The organism is Sphingobacterium sp. G1-14, assembly GCF_002196555.1.
GTDB classification, from domain to species: domain Bacteria; phylum Bacteroidota; class Bacteroidia; order Sphingobacteriales; family Sphingobacteriaceae; genus Sphingobacterium; species Sphingobacterium siyangense.
The window spans coordinates 1,632,925-1,654,645 of record NZ_CP021381.1 but is presented as its reverse complement, the minus strand read 5'-3'; the positions used below and the strand labels follow the sequence as shown (position 1 = coordinate 1,654,645).

The following is a 21,721-nucleotide window of genomic DNA, read 5'->3' as shown; positions in this document are numbered from 1 at the left end:
CTAAAAGCTTTTTGGTCTCACAAGAACCAACTGTCATGAAAGTAAACTGCTGGTTCTTTCTGGTCAAAAGAAACGAATTGTAAGAAACGACCTGTTTCAAAAAAAGAAGGTATTTAGCTGATAAGAGTAAGTTCCTATCAGCTAAATACCTTTTAAAATAAAACGAACTTCTTGAAGTTGCTTGTTTTACTGATGCATATATAGCAAATTAATAACCCGTATTTTGCTTCAAATTTGGATTGACGGCAATCTGTTGGCTCGGGATTGGATAAACCAATGTTTTGGGATCGGCATCCGCAGCCTTTTCTTGCCAGGCCAATAAAAATTTACCAAAACGAATCAAATCCTGTCTTCTCCAGCCTTCCCAATATAACTCGCGAGCACGCTCATCCAATAAATTATCGAGCGTCAATGCCGTCAGGTTATTAACACCACGGTTCGTCCGAATAGTATTGACCAAACCGAGTGCCTCTGTTGCTGTTCCTGTTCCACCTCTCAGAATAGCCTCTGCTTGCATCAGCAATACGTCGGCATAACGAAATACAACCCAGTCGTTGTTTCGTTGACCAGTGACGGCATAATCAAAAGCATACTTCATTGGACGGATACCAGCTGTTTCCAGGGTTGCACCCGAGGTACGGATGGTCACTTCACGCGTAAAGACCAAAGGCGCATTCGCTGGGTTCCGCGCCATTAAAGGTTTGTTTGTACTCCAATTGTATTGCTGTCCAGCAAAAAAACCAACATTTTGACGTTTGAATTCTTTTGTTCTGTTAGAAGTCGTATCAGCTGGATAATTATAATAAATTCCCCTTCTTTCATCAGTATCCGAAAATTTATCGTAATAATCTGATAAGGTACACCAGCCATTCCAACCCCCTGGATTCATATTATAGTGAGCAACGGTATTCCAGGTACGGTCCACATTTCCACCTCTATCTCCATTTTTATTGTATAAAGTGAAAATATTTTCAGTAGACTTCTCGTCATTATCCGGCGCAAAATTATCAAAGTATTTGCCCTTCGCAGAAATCGTATAGGATCCCGAAGCGGTAATTTCTTTGGCTAAGGTCACTACCTTATTCATATCCTCGGCAGCAAAAGAAGGAGCTTGTCTATTTAAAAATGTTCCCTTATTCAAATAAATCTTCATCAATAATGCTTTCGCCGCATTTTTATTGGCTACATATGCCGCTCTCGGCCCGTTTGCAGGCAAACTTGCTATAATTTCGTTGAGATCCTTCACCATATAGTCAATAGCCGCCTGTGGCTGCAACACCTCTGGTGCGATTCTAAAATCTTCAAAAGAGTCTCCTTCCCGGACGGGTACTACGCCATAAAGATCCAACATGTCAAACATGACCAAAGCACGAATAAACTTCGCTTCAGCGCCTTGCTGCGCACTCGGATTATACCGCAACACATTGCCCGCATTATAGATGGCTGTACCCAAACTGACAAAAGTATTGTTCATGTAGCCATTATCTGCATTCCAGGTGTGTAAATGGATCGCACGATGCATACCATTATCATCCCAGTCGCCACCCCGTGTAGGGGCCATGGCTGCGTCCGTTGATATTTCCTGCATCACCCAGCGCTGTTCCTGCTGATAAGGGGTATTCAATGAATTGTAAGCTGTGATCAACAAGCTTCCAGGATCCACATTGGATGTCCCTTCCTCTAATTCTCCTTTAAATTCCTCCTTTAGTTTAGTACAAGAAAATGTACTTGTTACAATGGAACCAATTATTCCGATATATAATAAAGTTCTTAATTTCATCTTTTTCATCCGTCTAAATTTGATTATTTATTCATCCATTTTGACTGTAAGGCATTCATACTGCCTTTGGTGTTTCATTTGTAATGAGGCGATCAGATTTATTCATTTTTATTCATTCACTAATACGTTTAAATCCATCGTGATGCTCTCCTCTTTTTATTATCTAATGATCTACAGTATACGCTTAAAGTGAGAAGTTAACCCCCAATAGGATATTTCTTGCCGGTGGATAGGGTAAATATTCGATACCCAACGAAGGAATACCATTTGTTGCACCATCTGTATTCACCTCAGGATCAAATCCTGTATACTTCGTGATGATGAAAAGATTCTGTCCAGTAAGGGATACATTTAAGTTCTTAAGTGTTCTACCTACATTTCCAACGCGATAGCTTAAAGTAAGATTAGCCATTTTTAGATAATCACCTTTTTCAAGGAATCGCGTCGAAGGCGCAGCCGAATTGGAAGTAGACTCTTTTACAGCTGTATTAAAGAATGCCGAACCGATATTACGTGATGACAGATTACTCAATCCCAAAGTCGTCGCTGCCGTATTATTGAATAGATAATGTCCAAAAGCACCATTCATATTGGCAGCCAAAGAAAACTGTTTGTAACTTACGTTGGTAGAAATACCCAATAAAGTCGTCGGATTTGGACTGTGCATATAGAATTTATTAATTGCAGGGTCGTTGGCCGTACTGATACTACCATCCTGTCCGCGATACATGCTCATGCCTGTCTGCGGATCAATACCTTGGTAATCGGCCAGGTACCAAACATTCAATGGTTGCCCATTTACCATACGTTGTCCCAATACACCTGAAAAACCTTGTCCACGCAATGCCCCTGTTTCGTAATAGCCCACTAGACCGCTTACACTGTTTTTCAGGAAAGTTGCATTACCTGTCAAATCCCAAGTCCAATTGTCATTTTTAATAATTGTACCGGTCAACGCGACCTCTACCCCTTTATTGACAATCTCGCCATCCAAATTTACCCAGATACGCCCTGCTGGAGCTGGCTGTGCAAGAGTTTGCTCAAATAGTGCATCTGTGGTCTTTTTATTAAAATAATCAATGGATCCATACAGACGGTTACCCCAAATTCCAAAATCAATACCTGCATTGATCGTGGTCGAAGTCTCCCATTTCAAATCAGGATTACCATAGTTTGCCTGGCTTACACTTTGGTTACCAAAAACCAGTCTATTTAACGATGCCCCAGATGGGAATTCTTGGTTACCTGTTTTTCCCCAGCCTACCCTTACTTTCAACTGATCAAAAATACCGGTAGATTTCAAAAACTCTTCCTGATTCACATTCCAGGCTACGGCCAATGAAGGGAACATGGCGTATTTGTTGTTTGAACCAAATTTCGTCGAGCCGTCCCTTCTTACTGTTGCAGTCAATAAGTAGCGATCCAAGTAATTGAATCCGCCACGCAAGAAAAGTGATTGCAACTGGTTGGTTGGACTTCTATAGGACGATATTTCACGCGTGGAAACAGGTGTATATTGTAGATAGTCAAAATAATCTAGTCCCATATAACGAAATCCACCGCCAAAGGAAATGTTGTTGTTGTAGTTATAATCCAAATACTCGTAACCTGCTACAGCATTGACACTCCAATCTGAATTGATTTGTTTATTGTAAGAGAGCATATGCGTCATTTGCAAGTTGGTTTCTCCGTTATTGGAAATAAAGGCCTGCTCATTGTTCACAGCTGAAGGATCAATAAGTCCTGCGCGGTACATACCTTCACGGTTTCCAGTTTGTCGCATTGCACTGTAGATAAAGCGATATTCCAAATCGTCTGTAATTTTATAGTATGGCGCCAAGTTGATTACCATGGTATTTGTTGTCGCTAAATCTTTAAAGGCATCAATACTTGTCAATGGGTTTCGCGTAGTTGAACTGACAAAGGTTAAATTGCCTTGATCGTCCCGTAATGGTCGCGTCGGATTCCATTGTAAGGCTTGGGAAATCACATTTCCTTCCGAACCTACCATCGCATTAATCGGTGCGTATTTATTATCCATTTGCGTCAAAAAGACTGCAAAATCCAATCCCAATCGTTTGTTTTCCAGAAAACGGAAATTCCCGTTAAAATTGGCTGTGTATTTCTTCAGCTGTGATCCACGAATAATACCGTTTTGGTTTAAATATCCACCTGAAAGGCGATACTTACCATACTCGGTTCCGCCAGCTACATCAGCATAGTAATTTTGCGTGATCGCTTTTCTTGTGATCGCTTTAAAGGCATCCTCATTGCCACCAAAATCAGCATTTGCGACTTCAGATGGTGTATAATATTTCAACGCTTCTCTAAATCGAGCAGCATCTAACACATCAGGATATTCCCGCATGGTCGAAACACCAGCAGAGGCTCCTACAGAAACCTCGGGCTGCCCTACTTTACCTCTTTTCGTCGAAATAATGACAACGCCATTTGCCCCACGTGAACCATAAATTGCCGTAGCCGATGCATCTTTAAGGATGTCCATACTAGCAATGTCACCCGGATTCAAGTAAGTCAAAGGATTTCCTCTGTCGGAAGAAAAGCCTCCTCTTCCTTCGGGCAAAGGCGAATTACCCGACATAGGCACACCATCCAGCACAAATAATGGGTTGTTACTGGCACGGATCGATGAGTTTCCACGGATACGTACTGTGGTTGATCCGCCAGGTTGCCCCGTATTATTAATCACCATAACCCCTGGTGTCTTTCCTTGTATTAATTGATCGGGACTCGTCATGATCCCCTTATTGAAGTTTTTCGCTCCAATAGTGACCATAGACCCCGTGAGATCTTTTTTACGGGCGGTACCATAACCGATCACAACGACCTCATCTAGGCCCTGACCGGCACTAGGTTCCAGCGCTACGGTGATATCGTTTCCCACAATGGGTACTTCTTTTAAAGTGTATCCAATAAAGGATACTTCCAGCGTTTTCGCTTCACTGGGAACAGTAAATGTAAAGGAACCTTCCGTGTCTGTTGTTGTAGCCGCGGTTCCCCCTTTTACCTTAATTGTAGCTCCTGCCAATGGACCTTGAGTCTCATCTACAACCTTTCCCTTCAAGACTTTCGTCTGGGCAACTACAATAAAAGATACAAGCAAAAATGTAAGCGTCATTACGCATTGTGCAAGTAGTTTATTTTTCATACGCTTTTTGATTGGTGGTTTAATTGATTTTTATATCGTGCATCTAGGATACACAAATGATACTAAGTGATTTTTTAATCGTATTTTTTAGGCTCCAAAGCCCTTTTGAAATGCGTATAGCCTTCCCCAATAATGGCAAAGACGTAGCGCTCGGTATCAAGGCCTTTAATGCCAAAATTCAAAACCAAAGCATCGTGAACATCATGTCTCACATGTAAAAACAAAAACCTAACAAACTGAAAAACAAGGACACAGGACTTACCTGTCATAATTCTAGGGCGAAACATACGTTTATATTTGGTTATTATTGTTTTATAAAAATGCGTAAATCCTTGTAGCTAGTCCAATCAGAGCGTCTCAATTTTATATCAAATCGTATCATTAAAACTCTTTTTTATCTTTTAATTGACTATTTTTAGTTCAACGTAATCAGTTTTGAAAAGAATAACCACCATACTCCTTTTATATATCTTGCTAGCATGTATTAACGTGCAGGCACAATCGATCTATTTTAAAAATTATCAAACCCACGACGGTCTCTCCAATAGCACGGTCAAATGTATTACACAGGATGTTCAGGGTTTTCTATGGTTAGGGACAAGGAATGGTCTCAATCGCTTTGATGGCAATCAATTTAAGATATTTAGACACAATGCTTCAGACTCTACAAGTATCGGAAGTTCGTCCATTTTAAGTATTCTCACAGACAGCAAAGGAATACTATGGGTGGGAACCACACGCGGTACCTATTGTTACGATCCTATTAAAGAAAATTTTACACCATTCAGGGGAGTACCAATCGGTGAAGTAAATGCCATACACGAATACGCCGGTTTTATCTGGCTGCTTTCGAACGGAAAACTTTATCGCTATAACTCTTACACAACAGAAATAATTCCATTTGATCAGAACAAAAATACCATTGTAGCGATTACCAGCAGCAAAAAAGGCGGGTTGTGGACAACGGACAATAACAGTACCATCCAACGGTATCAGGTTAATACGAGCAAATTTGTCGAAGTTGACCTTAAAAAGATCGATCGAAAAGCATTGGCAAATACAAAAACCGTTTACGCCATCAATGATTCCCTATTGATGGTCGGGACAATCAATTCGGCTTATTTGTTTGATTTCAAAAATGGCCGGTTAAAAAATCTATTTGCAAGTCATTACCCCAATAAAGTCATCCAGGCAAACTGTATTATTCAACAGACGGAGTCAATATACTGGATCGGAACAGAAACTGGAATATATACCTATGATATTCACACGGGTCAGAGCCAGCACATCAAAAAAGATCTGCTCAATCCATTTGCCATATCTGACAATGCTGTCCTGAATTTCTATCGGGACCGTGAAGACAATATCTGGTTTGGAACATTTTTCGGCGGCTTTAACCAATACAGCAACCAATTCGACAATTTCAAAAAGTATCTATCCGGGTTCGGAAAATCGGCCCTATCAGGCAATATTGTACACGATATCAAAAAAGATCGCTATGGAAATTTCTGGATAGGAACAGAAGATGGCGGCCTGAACAAAATAGATGCTCAAACACAACAGATTCAGCATTTCCTTGCCAATGGAAAAAAAGGAAGTATAGCGCATAACAATGTTCATGGCCTGGCAACAATTGGTGACGATCTTTGGGTAGGCTCCACAACACATGGACTAGACATTCTCGACGTAAAAACCGGAAAACTAAAAAAACACTATGACCGTATCGGCAAAGGCCCCTTACAAAGCAGCTTTGCCGTATGCCTCTATAAGTCTAAAGACAACAGCATGTTTGTCGGGACAGACCGCGCACTATACCGCTACAACAAAAATAGCGACAGTTTTGACCTCCTTCCAATTACCGCATGGATACAAGGCATTTATGAAGATGAATATGGTATACTTTGGATCAACACCTACGGTAGTGGAGTCTACCAATATAACCGCAGTTCGGGAGAAATTCAGCATCTGTTATCCGAACAAGGTAAACAAAATACACTTGTCAATAATTACGTCAACGGTCTATTTGAAGACAGTAAAAATAACTTGTGGTTTTGCACCGAAAGCGGCCTCTCAAAATACCGTCGCGATGGGCGCTTCACCAATTATCTGACCGAATCCGGTTTACCTTCCAATCAGGTATTCAAGGTCCTAGAAGACGACAACAGGAGCATCTGGATATCTACCGGAGGTGGACTGGTCAGACTGGATGAAGGTGTCCCGCGTAGGGTCATCTATACATCGAGAGACGGGCTTCCCGCAGATCAGTTTAATTATAATTCGGCTTATAAAGATAGCGACGGGACTTTATATTTCGGGACTATCAAAGGGATGGTAAGCTTCAACCCGACAAAATCCATTAAGAACAGCTTTATTCCACCTATATTCATCAGCGGCATTCAGATTAACAATGTGAGCGTACCGGTTCGTGAAAATGGCATACTGAAAGAATCCATCTCCCTATCAGAAGAGATCCGACTGACCTACGACAATTCCAATATTAGCTTCAATATCGCCGCCTTGAGCTTTGTTTCCCCAAAGAGCAATCCTTATCGTTATATCATGGAAGGTTACGATAAAGACTGGACCGATATTACAGGCAATCAAAAAATCTATTACAATAAACTTCCTCCGGGCACTTATACGTTTAAGTTCAGAGGTGCAAATAACAACAGCGTCTGGAATCCGGATGAAAAAAAACTGCTCATCATCGTTTCGCCACCCTGGTGGCAGTCAAGTTGGGCATACTTACTTTATTTTTTGAGCTTCGGCACCATTGCATTGCTCGTATTACGGTATTACTTTCTCCTTATAAAGGCCAACAATGCCCAAAAGATGGATAGTTATGAACGAAAAAAAGAACAGGAAATATATAACCTCAAGCTGGAATTCTTCACCAACCTGGCCCACGAAATTCGTACGCCACTCACGCTGATCAAAATGCCCCTTGAGAAAATAATCAATAACCATAAATTTACCGATCGCGACACAGCCAAAGACCTTGCGCTGATTGAAAAAAACACGGCACGATTAATTCGCCTCACCAACCAATTACTTGATTTTAGAAAAGCAGAAACCAACAATATGAGCCTTATTTTTACTAAAACGGATATTAATGCCCTCCTATCCGAAGTATTTCACGATTTAAATTATCTCGCAAAAGATAAACAGCTGCACTATGACCTCAGTCTCCCGCGTATCAGTCTCACGGCTTATGTGGATGAAGAAGCCCTTCGAAAAATCTTTACCAACCTGATTCACAACGCCATCAAATATGCGGATCAAGAAGTCTATGTCAAACTCCTCCCTTTTAATAGCGATGACATTATGTTCAATATCGAGTTTAAGAATGATGGTGAGCCCATTCCTTTTGAGAAAAGAGAAAAAATATTTGAACCATTTTATCGCTTAAATGAATCCGATAAAGATACGGGGACGGGAATTGGTCTTCCTTTATCCCGCTCCTTGGTCGAATTGCACCAAGGAAACTTATCCCTTGTACATCTGGAGGAAAACCGCAATATATTCCTGCTATCGATCCCAATTTTTCAAGAACAATCGCTCGACATCAAATCTTTTCAGGAAGATAACGACGATCAGGTATTGCATGATAGATCCGATGAACAGGAGGAAGAAAAGCCGGTGATTCTACTCGTCGAGGATAATAAAGAAATATTGGCCTACCTCAATAAAGAATTGAAAACCAGCTACACTGTTCTACGGGCAGGGAACGGTGCTGAGGCCCTCGAAATATTAGACCAAGAGAATGTACAACTTGTACTAACAGATATTATGATGCCCATTATGGATGGTCTGGCGCTATGCAAACGCATCAAAACAGATATTCTGTATAGCCATATTCCCGTTATTTTTCTAACGGCAAAAAATGCGCTGGATTCAAAAATTCAGGGATTAAAAAATGGTGCCGATGCCTATATCGAAAAACCTTTTTCACTTGAATTCCTCATGGTACAGATACGCAACATCCTCAAAAACCGTAAAATTATCAAGAATTACCTGACCAATTCTTCCAATTCCAACTTAATGGATATTAACGTTTCAGCACCCGACAAAGATTTTATCAGTCAGCTGAATACGGTTATTTATGAGAATATTTCAACGATAGATCTCAATGTGGATGAACTCGCCAAATTGATGCATATGAGCCGTCCAACCCTTTACCGTAAAATCAAAGGACTCTCCGACCTCACACCCAATGAATTGATCAATATTTCACGGTTGAAAAAGGCGGCAGAACTACTCACCCAAAAAGAATATAACATCACCCAGGTATCAACGATGGTCGGTTATACCGTACAATCCAATTTTTCAAGGGACTTTCATAAGCACTATGGCATGTCGCCAAGCAGCTATATTCTTGAAAACAGCAAGTGATGAACACCAGTTCTAGTACCAGGAAAAAGATTATTCCAATGGCGTAAAAACTGTTGCCGAGATGCCGAAAGAATATCGGCACTGATAAAGAAAGAAACCGTCCCTAGGTAAAGAAAGAATCGGGGACAACTACAAGGAACTCGAAAATCTTATTGAAAGACGCTAGCGAAGAAAAACACGTAGACGTAGAAGGTTTAGCCTACGTCTACGATAATGGCATGCACTTAATTCTTACGCTTTGGAACAAAGAATGCCGCCAGCAACATAAATATGCCGGCCAACAACAAGCCGTAAATGGATTGGCTATGAAAAAAATATTTGATGATCATTCCGCCAAAAAATCCACACACAATCTGAGGTAGGGTAATGAAAAAATTAAATAGCCCCATATAAACCCCCATTTTACCCGAAGGCAAATGATCGCTCAAAATTGCATAAGGCATTGCCAAAATGCTTCCCCAAGCGATACCAATACCGATCATAGGAAGAATCAGTAGATTGGCATCTTTGATCAGAAATAATGAAATTAACGAAAGCCCACCAATGGAAAGCCCAAGAGCATGCGTTTTTCCACGCCCAAAATGTTTAGCTATCCGCGGAATAAACAAGGCATACAAGGCCGAGACTCCATTGTAAATACCAAAAAGCACACCTACCCAATTGGCAGCCTCCATATAGAGATCCTGCCGATTTCCTTCCCGCAGGTAAAAAACCGAATCAGCAATAGCTGGAGTGGTATACACCCACATCATAAAAAGGGCAAACCAGGAGAAAAACTGAACCCAGCCCAACTTGCGCATGATCAATGGCATCTTACCGATATCGCTAAAGATAGAACGCAAGCCAAACTTTGGTGCCGCATCCTGTTCAATAGCAACCGCATCCGAAAAAGTCTGAAGCGCTGCTGGTGAGTACTCTTTTGTTTTGAACACAGACCATAACACCGTTAGAAGCAGGACAAAACCGCCTACATAAAAGGAGTAGATAACATTGCTCGGTACCTGCCCGGCTTCAGAAGTACCTGCTACATGAAAATACTTCGTCAACATAAAGGGAAGTAGCGAGCCAAGGACAGCGCCAATCCCGATTAAAAAGGTCTGTACCGAGAAGCCCAAACTCCGCTGACTGCTCGGCAGATTATCACCGATCAGCGCTCGAAAGGGCTCCATCGTCACATTGATGGAAGCATCCATAAACATCAATAAGCCTGCACCGATCCAAAGTGGCGCCAATAATGTTGTCAATAATGCCGCATTGGGCATTAAAAATAAAGTCAGGGTAGTCAACAGTGCCCCCACCAAAATATAAGGTCGCCGCCGGCCCAATCTATTCCAGGTTCGATCGCTATAATGGCCTATAATTGGCTGTACAATCATCCCCGTAATCGGAGCAGCAAGCCAAAAAAGTGAAAGATGCTCCACATCAGCACCAAATGTTTGGAGAATACGGGAGGCGTTGCCATTTTGCAGAGCAAAACCCATTTGTATCCCCAAAAATCCAAAACTCATATTGATGACCTGGCTAATGCTTAATTCAGGTTTATTTCCCATAATAGGCTATAAAAATTTAAGACAAAATACAATTTAATTACCATTTAACCCCTATTTTCAGCAGCATAAGAGGTTCTTTCACTGCTGAAAACTAGGGTTTATCTCAGCTGAAGCACCTTTTTTTTGCTTTGCCCAGACAGCGCGAAAGCTTCGGTTACCGTCTGGATATGGACTGCAGTATCACTGACATTTTCGATCGTATAGCCATCGGCATCTACTGCAATCAGTAAAGTCGCTCCTCGAAATAACACCCGGAATTTATATCCTTCCCATTCTTTGGGCAACATCGGATTTAAATACAATTGTCCGTCCTTAATTCGCATTCCTGCAAAGCCCTCTACGATTGTCATCCAGGTACCCGCCATCGACGTAATATGTAAACCGTCTTCGGTATCGTTATTGTAATCGTCCAGATCCAAACGTGAGGTGCGCAGATAGAATTCATACGCTTTTTCCGGCTTGTTCAATTTAGCGGCCAGTATCGCATGTACGCAGGGAGAGAGCGAACTTTCATGCACCGTAAAAGGCTCATAGAATTCATAATGTCGACCTAGGGTCTCCAGGTCAAATTGATCCTCAAGGAAGTAAAAACCTTGCAATACATCGGCCTGTTTGATATAACAGGAACGCAGAATCCTATCCCAACTCCAATGCTGGTTAATAGGGCGATGCGATGGATCAAGTTCTGCCACAGGAATCAGCTCTTTGTCCAAAAAGCCATCTTGCTGCAAATATACATTCCGTTGCGCATCAAAAGGATAATACATATTATCGACAATGTGCTGCCATTTTTGTTGTTCTTCCGATGCTACGGCCAACTTCGTGTTCAGTGCGTCAGCATTGTTGGAGCTTAGCTGCGCCAGCTTGTTTAAACAGTCCAGTGTATATTCCAGGCACCAGGATGCAATCCGATTGGTATACCAATTGTTGTTCACGTTGTTTTCATACTCGTTTGGTCCCGTCACGCCCAACATCACATATTGCTGGCGTTCGGCACTCCAATTGACACGCTGTGCCCAGAATCGGCTTATCGCAACCAAAACTTCCAATCCGTGCGACCAGATGTAATCCTGATCTCCGGTATAACGGACATAGTTATAGATTGCAAATGCTATGGCTCCATTGCGATGAATCTCCTCAAAGGTAATCTCCCATTCATTATGGCATTCCTCACCATTAATCGTAACCATGGGATAGAGTGCTGCGCCCCGATTAAAGCCGAGTTTAGCGGCATTTTCGATTGCCTTTTCCAATTGCTGATGACGATAAATCAACAAATTACGGGCAATCTTTGGTGACTGTGTTGCCAGGTAAAATGGAATACAATATGCTTCGGTATCCCAATACGTGACACCACCATATTTTTCACCTGTAAAACCTTTAGGGCCAATATTGAGGCGCTCATCTTCGCCGGTATAAGTCTGGTTAAGCTGGAAAATATTGTAGCGTATTGCCTGCTGTGCTGCGACATCACCACTAATTTCAATATCACTTTCTGCCCAGATCGCTTGCCAGGCTGCTGCCTGTTGAGCCTTTAACTGCTCATAACTCAGCCCATTCAATTGGTGTAGATTAACCGAAGCAGCTTCTTTTAGCTGAGCTTGCAGGTGATTCTGCGAGGTGACAATGGCAACGCGCTTCTCAACACGACAAATTTGAGATTCAGCAAGATCTGTCTGATAGATCTCTGTCATACAGCCCGGACTTGCGACGGTATCGTGCACTTCCACGACCGCTGTTGGACCAGTTACGCTCGTTGTAAGCATGGCATAGACTTCAAACCCCGTTTTCTTGGTGCGCGCCACCACAAAGGTATTTTCACCATCCCTACCCTGCGCTGTACTTTCCCAAAATTGCTCGTCATAGTTACTATCACGATTAACGACTTCAGCATTTAACTGCGACCTGATCTCCAATGTAATTGGACCAGAAAGCGCCTGGATGTTGTACTGCAATGAAGCTGTTTCGGAAGCAAACAGATGATACATCCGGCTTGCTTCTACCTTAAGCTGTGCTCCGTCTGGCATTTCCACGGCAAAACTGCGGTATAAAACGCCATGCTGCATATCCAGTCGGCGTTCAAAAGATTTGACCGTAACTTTATTCAGATCTAACACTTGCCCATTGACCAGAATATCCAGGCCTATCCAATCGATGGAATTGATGACCTTGGCAAAATATTCCGGATAGCCATTTTTCCACCAGCCTACACGTGTTTTGTCCGGATAATAAATACCGGCCAAATACGACCCTTGCAAAGATTTCCCGCTGAATTGTTCTTCAAAATTAGCCCTCTGTCCCATCCGACCATTACCAATAGCGAAGATACTTTCCGAAAATTCATTATGTTCGGGGCGAAATGTATCTTCGATAATTTGCCAAGGGTTATGTTTGATATATGTTTTCATCTTTTTATTTTTTTCACCGCATGCTCGGAATCGAAGGCAAATAAATGATTGCCCTATTTACCGATACCATCTACAGCATGCTTTCCGCTATTGAATTTCTCCTAAATTTTAAAATTTATCGACTAAGGTCCCTAAATCTGCTACGACCAAATCCGCTCCCCTGAGATGTTCTTTCAGGCCTATACCTATTACCTGCATACCGGCTGCCCGTGCTGCATCGATTCCAGCCTGTGCATCTTCCAGCACCAGGCAGTGGGCCGGCGCAATCTCCAGCACCTCGGCCCCCTTAAGGAAAACTTCCGGGTTGGGTTTAGAAAGCTGCACTACATTCCCATCGATCAGCGCATCGAAATAGGGTATAATTCCGGTTTTTTCAAGGATACCCATTGCATTCTTGCTGGCCGAACCAAGTCCAATCTTAATTCCTTTTTGCTGTAGTTTTTTCAAAAGTTCCAAACTACCCGAAAGCAAGTGGTCAGGACTCAGCTGCTCAATCAACTCCAGGTACCATTGGTTTTTAAGCACAAGTAAATCCGCTTTTTCAGCTTCAGACTTTTCCACTCCGGCCCATTTTAAAATAAGCTCCAGGGATTCGATCCGGCTGACACCTTTCAGCTGCTCATTGTCAACAATGGAAAACGAATAGCCCAAGTCTTCGGCCAATCTATGCCAAGCTTGAAAATGGTAGATTGCCGTATCCACCAACACACCGTCCAAATCAAATATTACGGCTTTTACAGTAGTATAATTAATCATTGAAAAATGAATTCTATAGAATTTTAAATTGTATTAAAACTTAAGCTCCAAAACTTTAGTCTCATAAGCTTCCAGTTTCAAGGTATTGTCAGCTGGAGCGGTTTCCTGTTTTTGGATAATATCAACATAGGATCTGACCCTGCTGTTTCTTTCCTTAAAACGATCCAGTTTGATCTCTTTCGGCGAATCATTGCAATTCATCACGACCATAACCGTCTGTTGCTCGTTGTAGCGGAAATACACATACACACCATCTTCGGGCACATACTGCATCGTTTTACCAGTTTGTAATACAGCATGTCGTTTACGATAATTGGCTAGCGTTTGAACAAAAGTCCACATATCCTGCTCTGCTTTAGTCCTTCCGTCTGCGGTAAACTTGTTCAGTTTGTCACCCGCGAAACCACCCTGAAAGTCTTCCCGTAATAAACCATCTGGATTTGAGAAATTCTTCATCAGAATTTCAGCCCCGTAGTACAATTGTGGGATGCCCCTTGTTGTCATAAGCCAAGCCATTGCCGATTTATATTTCTGCACATTTTCACCGACAACGGAGAAAAAACGATCTTTATCGTGGTTATCCAAAAAAAGCACATTTTGCTCGGGATGTGGGTACAGAAAGTCTGAAGCGAGGGTTGAATACAATTTATTGGCTCCGGCGGTCCATTCTGTCTTTTGGTTGAGTGCATCACCTATGGCATAATTAAGCTGAAAATCCGTCACACCCATCAGCTTGGAATCGACCTCCTGACCAACTCGTTTTCCACCCAGAAAATAGGCCTGGTTCCCCACACCATGTACCCATGTTTCACCAAAAAAGGTGAATTTTGGATACTCCTGCAGAATGCGATCTGTCCATTTGGCCATAAAATCAAGATCATTGTACGGATAGGTATCAATTCGGAATCCATCTATTGCCGCAGTCTCTATCCACCAGATATGGCTTTGGGTCAGATAATTTTGAACGTATGGGTTTTGTTCGTTCATATCGGGCATTGTGGGAACAAACCAGCCTTTGACCATTTTCTTTTTGTCATCTGCCGAGGCATAAGGATCAAAAACTGCCTGGTCTTTGTAAGATGTCTGCGTATAGGTAGGCCATTCATTGAGCCAGTCGGCCATCGGCTTGTCTTTTACCGTCCAATGATAACTTCCGATATGATTGGGCACCACATCAAAAATCAGTTTCATCTGACGTTTATGCAGCTGTTCACCCAATTGGACATAGGTATCGTTGCTACCAAAACGGGGATCAATATGATAGGTTTCGGTGTTGGCATAACCATGATATGAAGCCTGGGGCATGTCATTGGTCAACACAGGAGTCAGCCACAAGGATGTCACCCCAAGATCTTGTAGGTAATCCAGCTTTCCGATAATGCCTTCCAGATCACCGCCATGACGCAGATACATCGAGTCTCGGTTTAAACTCATATCCAACATGCCTTTCACCTGATCATTTTCTCTATTTCCATTGGCAAAACGATCGGGCATAATCAGGTAGATCAAATCGGCATTGTTCACACCCTGTGCTTTTACTTTTTGATCCCTTTGCTTCAACTCATAACGATAGGTTAGTTTTTTCTTTCCCTGACTAAACGTAAAAGTTGACCATCCTGGTTTGGCCGAAGCAGCCACCTTGACATCCAAAAACAGGTAGTTGGGATTTTCTACGCGATTGACTTTGACAAGTTCTATCCCTTTATCCTCCACCTGTACCTCGCTTTTCCCTATCTGAGGTCCATAGACAACAAGCTGCAAGGTCGGATTTTCCATTCCTACCCACCAGTTTAAAGGTTCTACGCGTTGGATGGATTGCCCCATTAGGGGGCTCCATCCAAACACCATTAGTGCCACGAATACTGTGGTAATCTTTTTATTTCGTTTAAACATCGTTTTTTATTTCTTCGTCAACGTATATGTATTTGCATTGAAATCCACGACGATATCATACGTACCGGCATTCGCAACCGCGATATTGGCCCCGCCGGCAATCAGACTGCCGTTAGCTCCACCGAAATTTGTTCCCCAATCGTGGTTTTTACGGAATTTGATCTCGCCTGCAGTCAAGCTCACTGTGAGCTTCCATACCTGATTGGCATTGTCGAATTTCATATCCGTATCGGCATCCCAGCCCTTAGGCGTGGCACTACCAATAATACCCCAATTGTGATCTTTAAATGAAATGGTATTTGCCGTCGTATTGACTTCTATTTCCAGATTTCCTGCACGGGGAGCTTTTATATTTCCACCGCCATTAAAAGCGAGTTTACCATCTGCAGTCTGTCCATAGGAATTTGCCCAATTGCGCTCTGTCGTAATCTTAAATTCCGAATTCGCTTCCGGAAAGGAGATAATGCCCGTATAGATGCCGTTGCTTGTTGGGGAGACTATTGATTCAGCAGTAGCCGGATCCCATCCCTGATAAGCTCCTGGAACGTACAAATAGCTGGTCGAAGCAAAAGGGATTGCTTTAAGACTAGCTAACGCAGAAAACACCACCGTAATTTTAGTATTGATACTCGACTTGAGGCGTACATCAAAGTCCGAAGCCGTTCCCGTCGGAACACCAAGAGAAAGTAAATAGCTGTTCAATTCATAGCCTGTAAATCCAAGGCTTGTCCGACCGTTGGGAATGACAACTTCTTTTACTGTTTTAAAATTATCTCCTTTAAGTCCAAACTGCAGGACGTTGGTTACTGCGGCCTGAAAACCAAAGTCAGGCTGAATCATATTGAGGTGCAGTACCGTATCCTCTGCGTTATCTTTTGACAAGGTTACATTCGTTTTATCGAGGCTTAAAGTTGCTGGCTTTATGCTCTCCCCGCTAGCCAATATAGCGCGCGTCTCGTCTTTTTTACAACTTTGGAACGCCACGATAAATAGCAGCATGATTCCGATATAGTGTCTAATTTTCATCTGTTTAATTTTTGTTTTCAATAGCTGATGAAAGCCCGGGTAACTGACCATTCGCCAATGCGTCGAACAATAGATATTGCCCGGTTTCATCTGTCAACAATTGTCTTATTACAGGTAAGGCTACATTGACCGGAAGAGACTCGCCGTTCTTCCTGTCCGATGCTGATTAATTATAGCCTGGATTCTGTACAAGATTGGAGTTCGCAATAATATCCGAAGCAGGAAGTGGAAACAACGTCCTATACCCGGCAACTGCCTGACCTGCAAGCACACCACCTTTAAAAGGCCAGAGGTAATTATCACCCGTAAATTTGCCATAGCGGATTAAATCCGAACGTCTAAATCCTTCCCAGTATAATTCTTTCACACGCTCATTGAGAATATCATCCAAAGAAAGATTCGTTAAGTTCCCACTGTTGTTTCCATAGGCACGTACACGCAGTTTATTGACATAGTCCAGTGCTTTGGCCAAGCTGCCGCCAGAGCCGCCACGCAATGTCGCCTCAGCATAGATCAAGTTCATCTCTGCCAAACGGATCAACGGGAAATCCACCGAAGCAACGAAACCTTCAGCTGCCGGAGGAGCAGTTTTTCCGTCCTTGTTCACATTGCGGAATTTGGTAACCGCCAGCCCTTGCTTATAGACAGCGATATCTTCAATTTTAACGCTTGTATTTAAGTGAAACATTGCCCTCTTGTCCGTTGCTCCGCTGTAGTCTCCGAAAATCGTTGCGATATTGTCGCGTGTCCGATTTCCGGCCCAACCGCCGCCGGGTACACCGAAAGAAGTGGGATCCATCGTTGCGTCAATAGCTGCATTGATCAGATAAGTTGTACCACCCTTGCTCTGTGTTTTGGTTCCATCATAAGGCAGATAGAAAATAAATTCGGGGTTGTTCACATCATTATCCGCGTAAAAGAGCTCCCGATAATTTGTCCCCAAACTATAGCTCGAGTTCAGTACTTTTTCTGCGTATGTAATCGCTTCGGTATATTTCTTATTACCGGCACCCAGGTAAACTTCAGCGTTGAGGTATAAACGAGCTAACAGCCCCCATGCCGCAACTTGATCGACACGACCATATACATTCTGTTTGGCACCTTTTAGCTGGCCTGCAACTTCCAACAGCTCTTTCTCTACATACGCAAAAAGTTCAGGTCGTTTGATCTGGGGCGGCGACACTTTTCCGACAGGAGTTTCTTCGGTTACAAATGGTGGATTTCCAAACAAATCAAGCAGCACCCAATAATTATAAGCACGTAAGAATCTTGCTTCGGCACGATAATAAGCGATTTCTTTTTTATCGGTATCTGAAATACCGCGTTCGGCCAATTTAGCATCTGTACTTTCTCTTAAAAATTCATTGACAAGTGTGGCACTATAGACACAGCGGGTATAAAGACCACGGAGCATGGGATTGCTATCGTCAAAATCGAGGTAATCCAGTCCGCTAATCCCCGAATCATTGAGCCAGGCACAGGCGGCCTCATCGGTTGTAAGTTCCTGTGCGTTCCAAAAGAGGCGTAAAAAATCCGATGTACCGGCATCCAATCCTCCTAGATCAGAGTTATTCGGCCCCGATGTACTGGTTAAGGTCAATGATCCATATAATCTTGCGAAAGACGAGGTATAGCCTTTAAAATCACTGTAGGCTACATCTGCAGTTACGTCGTTGGTCGGTTTTAGATCCAAATCCTTATGGCAGCTGCTCAGTGCTATAGCCAGCAAGCATACACCTATATATTTATTTAATTTTTTCATTGTTATATCGTTTAAAAACTCACATTTACACCCAATACATAAGTCCTTGGCCTCGGATAAAAGCGATCGTCTATACCGTTCGATATCTCGGGGTCAACACCTTTATAATTGGTGATCGTAAATACATTTTGTACAGTTGCAGAAATCGACATTGAAGCGTTACTATTCCGGATAAATTTTCCAAGGTTATAACTCAGGTTGACATTATCCATTTTCAAAAACGAAGCGTTCTTGATGTAGTAATCACTTCTTAGCTGTTTGAGCAGAAAATTGGTATTAAAGAAATCCACAGGTGCATTATTGATCACCAAAACGGCCTGATCGTTGATATTTGCCCCGCTTCCCAAATTAGAGGAAACATTGTCGTAGACATAATTATCCAAATTTGCGCGCAATACCGTTGTTGCCGACCATTTTTTATAGCTGTATGCCGCCGTAAAACCCAAAAGATATTTCGGTAACGGTGATTTATACAGATAGCGATCGTTATCGCTGATAACGCCATCTCCATTACGGTCAACATAGACACCTTCGACAGGATGCCCCTGTTCATCATATACCTGTTGGAAAACATTGAAACTGTTTGGCATGAAATTAACCTTATGCGCCTGGATATTTCCGCCTGTACCACCACGGATACCACCGGTCTCTACAATAAAGTTCGGATCATCACTCTGTGTCAGATTGGTTACTTTACTCTTATTATAAGTTAGGTTAAAACCGATGTCCAAGGTCGAATTATCCGTTTTTAGCGGGACGAAGTGTACATTAAACTCCAGCCCCTGGTTTTCCATGTTACCCACGTTGGTCAACAGGAAATTGCTAAAGTTAGAGCCTACAGGAACGGGAATCGTGCTGAGCAGGTCTTTGGTCTTTTTCGAGTAATAATCCACGCTACCATAGACCCGATTGTTGCTAAAGCCAAAATCAACTCCGGCATTATAGGTTGTTGTATTTTCCCAACGAATGTCTTTATCGTAGGCCACAGGTGAATTTAAATAGTAGTATTCATCACCAAAGCGATACATCGACTCGTTGCCGCTGATGGTATAATTAGGCAAATAAGAGTAGTTGGCGATGCCATCTTGCTGCCCGGTTTTTCCATAACTTAAACGGAGCTTCAGTTCGGACACTGCAGCTATATCTTTTAAAAAGCCTTCATTTTTGGCGCGCCAGGTGAATCCTACAGAAGGAAAATATCCCCAACGGTTATCAGGACTAAAACGGGAAGAACCATCCGACCGTAAGGTTCCCGACAGAACATACCGGTTGTCATAGGTATAAATCAGACGCCCATAATAAGAGATCAACAGATTTTCGGGTTTATCAAAAGGTCGCGTTGGCTCATTTAGGATCTTATCACCTTCCGCATTTGTACGGTTAAAATTATAAACCTTACTGCTATTTTTATAGTAGCCATAGCCCAACGTCGCGTCTATCGTACTTTTGATTGTAGGTAATTCCTTATCATACTTTAAATAAAACTCCAGCGTTTTATTGTTGATATCGGTTTTATATTGGGTTCTTTCACCCCCTTCATTAAAATTACGTGCAGCTATCGCTGGTGTAAATGTGTTCCCTTTCGAACGCGCCAGATCGTATCCAACGTTTAAGTTGGCATGCAGCTCCGGCAGGAAATGAAAACTATAATCCACCTTTGCATTTCCAATACTTCTAAACACATCGCCATTATCTTTGCGTAAATCCAACAAGGCTAAAGGATTTCGTGGTGCATTGGGATTAGGTTTCCCCCCTTGAATCCACTCATAATACCCGCCAAAACTATTTTTATCATCCACATAGACAGGTTGGGTCGGGTCGAACTGAATGGCAGCTCCGATTGCGTCTTGCGTCGCAAATTTCGATTTTGACCAGGTACCACGGACATTTACATCCAATGAAAGATGGTTATCCAGAAATTTTGGCGTTAATGCCAATGCAGCAGTAGTTCGTTTTAAGTTATCATTTTTCAATACCCCATCCTGGTTCATATAGCCCGCAGATATACGGTAAGGCATATTGCCCGCTTTGGAAGCAATGTTAACGTTATTATCCGTTGTAAATGCATTGCCATAAATCACATCCTGCCAGTCGGTATTTGCTGTTCCCAACAACTTTTTCATGGCATCACTACCATTTGTATTGACATAATCGCGGATTTGATCGGCGTTGAGCAACTTTACTTTATTGGCTACGGTAGCCAATGAATTCTGTGTAGAGAAGTTGATCTGTGTTCCTGAGCGACTGCCTTTTTTTGTCGTGATCAAAATAACCCCATTCGACGCCCGCGAACCATAGATGGCTGTTGCATTGGCATCTTTCAAGATTGTAAATGTCTCGATATCATTTGGGTTAATCAAACTTAATGGGTTAGCTACCCCAGATACAGAACCACCTGCCAATGGAATTCCATCTACGACAATTAACGGATCGTTACTGGCGTTCAATGAAGCTCCGGTACGGATACGGATGGTGCTTCCTGCACCCGGCTGCCCACCACTTGTTGTAATCTGTACGCCTGGAACTTTCCCCATAATGAGTTGCTCCGGCGAGGAGATCTGTCCTTTTTGAAAATCTTTTGCAGATACTGTGCTGATTGAACCCGTCAGATCACTTTTCTTTTGTGTACCATAACCAATCACCACAACCTCTTCCAGTGCACTGGTATTGGATTTAAGGTAAAGGTTTAACGGCTGATGTCCATCGTTGACCTGGATCAAGGTATCCAGGGTCGCGTATCCGACCATACTTACTTTCAGACGTAATTTCCCTGTTTGTAGTCTATCCAAGCTAAAATCCCCATTCGCATTGGTAGACAGTGATTTTTGAATATCCTCGAAGCGCAGTGTAGCACCGACCAAGGAACTCCCCTTCTGGTCCATTACTCGCCCTTTTAGCGTTGCCTGTTGCGCAAATGCCGAAGCACTTACACCGAGTAGCATGCTCAGAGCCCAAAATGGACGTGATAGCTGTTTGTTCATAAAA

The 21,721-nt window shown here is 42.5% G+C and carries 10 protein-coding genes; 1 reads left to right on the top strand and 9 read right to left on the bottom strand.

From position 1 onward, the window contains the following. Positions 1 to 208: 208 nt before the first annotated feature. Together CBM24_RS06890 and CBM24_RS06885 are read right to left on the bottom strand one after the other, a co-directional pair. Positions 209 to 1,789 (bottom strand): RagB/SusD family nutrient uptake outer membrane protein, encoded by a 1,581-nt coding sequence (locus tag CBM24_RS06890; RefSeq protein WP_232475710.1) that lies wholly within the window; start codon positions 1,787 to 1,789, stop codon positions 209 to 211. A 175-nt stretch (positions 1,790 to 1,964) separates the two neighbouring features. Beyond that, complete coding sequence (locus CBM24_RS06885) at positions 1,965 to 4,949, bottom strand: SusC/RagA family TonB-linked outer membrane protein (RefSeq protein WP_088160644.1); 2,985 nt, start codon at positions 4,947 to 4,949, stop codon at positions 1,965 to 1,967. Between the two features lie 435 nt (positions 4,950 to 5,384). On the opposite strand from CBM24_RS06885, the gene CBM24_RS06875 reads away from it, so the two are divergent. Then, positions 5,385 to 9,341, top strand: a complete 3,957-nt coding sequence (locus CBM24_RS06875; RefSeq protein WP_232475709.1) for a two-component regulator propeller domain-containing protein — start codon at positions 5,385 to 5,387, stop codon at positions 9,339 to 9,341. A gap of 224 nt (positions 9,342 to 9,565) precedes the next feature. Here the strand turns inward: CBM24_RS06875 and CBM24_RS06870 are convergent, their stop codons facing one another. The 7 genes from CBM24_RS06870 to CBM24_RS06840 form a co-directional block, all read right to left on the bottom strand. Continuing rightward, on the bottom strand, positions 9,566 to 10,891 hold the full coding sequence (locus tag CBM24_RS06870) for an MFS transporter (protein WP_088160642.1): 1,326 nt from the start codon (positions 10,889 to 10,891) through the stop codon (positions 9,566 to 9,568). 98 nt (positions 10,892 to 10,989) lie between these two features. Then, positions 10,990 to 13,299 carry a family 65 glycosyl hydrolase domain-containing protein gene (locus tag CBM24_RS06865; protein WP_088160641.1) on the bottom strand — a complete coding sequence of 770 codons (2,310 nt, stop codon included), beginning with the start codon at positions 13,297 to 13,299 and terminating at the stop codon, positions 10,990 to 10,992. Positions 13,300 to 13,407: 108 nt separating this feature from the next. Beyond that, on the bottom strand, positions 13,408 to 14,055 hold the full coding sequence (gene pgmB / locus CBM24_RS06860) for a beta-phosphoglucomutase (protein WP_075991631.1): 648 nt from the start codon (positions 14,053 to 14,055) through the stop codon (positions 13,408 to 13,410). Positions 14,056 to 14,088: 33 nt separating this feature from the next. Continuing rightward, positions 14,089 to 15,948, bottom strand: coding sequence for a glycoside hydrolase family 13 protein (locus CBM24_RS06855; protein WP_232475708.1), 1,860 nt, complete (start codon positions 15,946 to 15,948; stop codon positions 14,089 to 14,091). A gap of 6 nt (positions 15,949 to 15,954) precedes the next feature. Further along, positions 15,955 to 16,974 (bottom strand): SusE domain-containing protein, encoded by a 1,020-nt coding sequence (locus CBM24_RS06850; RefSeq protein WP_158638823.1) that lies wholly within the window; start codon positions 16,972 to 16,974, stop codon positions 15,955 to 15,957. A gap of 166 nt (positions 16,975 to 17,140) precedes the next feature. Next, the gene (locus CBM24_RS06845; protein WP_088160638.1) at positions 17,141 to 18,736 is read right to left on the bottom strand and encodes a RagB/SusD family nutrient uptake outer membrane protein; all 1,596 of its coding nucleotides are present in this window, start codon (positions 18,734 to 18,736) and stop codon (positions 17,141 to 17,143) included. Positions 18,737 to 18,747: 11 nt separating this feature from the next. Next, positions 18,748 to 21,717, bottom strand: coding sequence for a SusC/RagA family TonB-linked outer membrane protein (locus tag CBM24_RS06840; RefSeq protein ID WP_088160637.1), 2,970 nt, complete (start codon positions 21,715 to 21,717; stop codon positions 18,748 to 18,750). Between the last annotated feature and the right edge of the window lie 4 nt (positions 21,718 to 21,721).

Excerpts from the sequence above, each read along its gene's own strand:
- CBM24_RS06850 (WP_158638823.1), bottom strand. The coding sequence starts at position 16,974 with ATGAAAATTAGACACTATATCGGAATCATGCTGCTATTTATCGTGGCG.
- CBM24_RS06870 (WP_088160642.1), bottom strand. The coding sequence starts at position 10,891 with ATGGGAAATAAACCTGAATTAAGCATTAGCCAGGTCATCAATATGAGT.
- CBM24_RS06845 (WP_088160638.1), bottom strand. The coding sequence starts at position 18,736 with ATGAAAAAATTAAATAAATATATAGGTGTATGCTTGCTGGCTATAGCA.
- CBM24_RS06865 (WP_088160641.1), bottom strand. The coding sequence starts at position 13,299 with ATGAAAACATATATCAAACATAACCCTTGGCAAATTATCGAAGATACA.
- CBM24_RS06890 (WP_232475710.1), bottom strand. The coding sequence starts at position 1,789 with ATGAAAAAGATGAAATTAAGAACTTTATTATATATCGGAATAATTGGT.
- CBM24_RS06885 (WP_088160644.1), bottom strand. The coding sequence starts at position 4,949 with ATGAAAAATAAACTACTTGCACAATGCGTAATGACGCTTACATTTTTG.
- CBM24_RS06840 (WP_088160637.1), bottom strand. The coding sequence starts at position 21,717 with ATGAACAAACAGCTATCACGTCCATTTTGGGCTCTGAGCATGCTACTC.
- pgmB (WP_075991631.1), bottom strand. The coding sequence starts at position 14,055 with ATGATTAATTATACTACTGTAAAAGCCGTAATATTTGATTTGGACGGT.
- CBM24_RS06855 (WP_232475708.1), bottom strand. The coding sequence starts at position 15,948 with ATGTTTAAACGAAATAAAAAGATTACCACAGTATTCGTGGCACTAATG.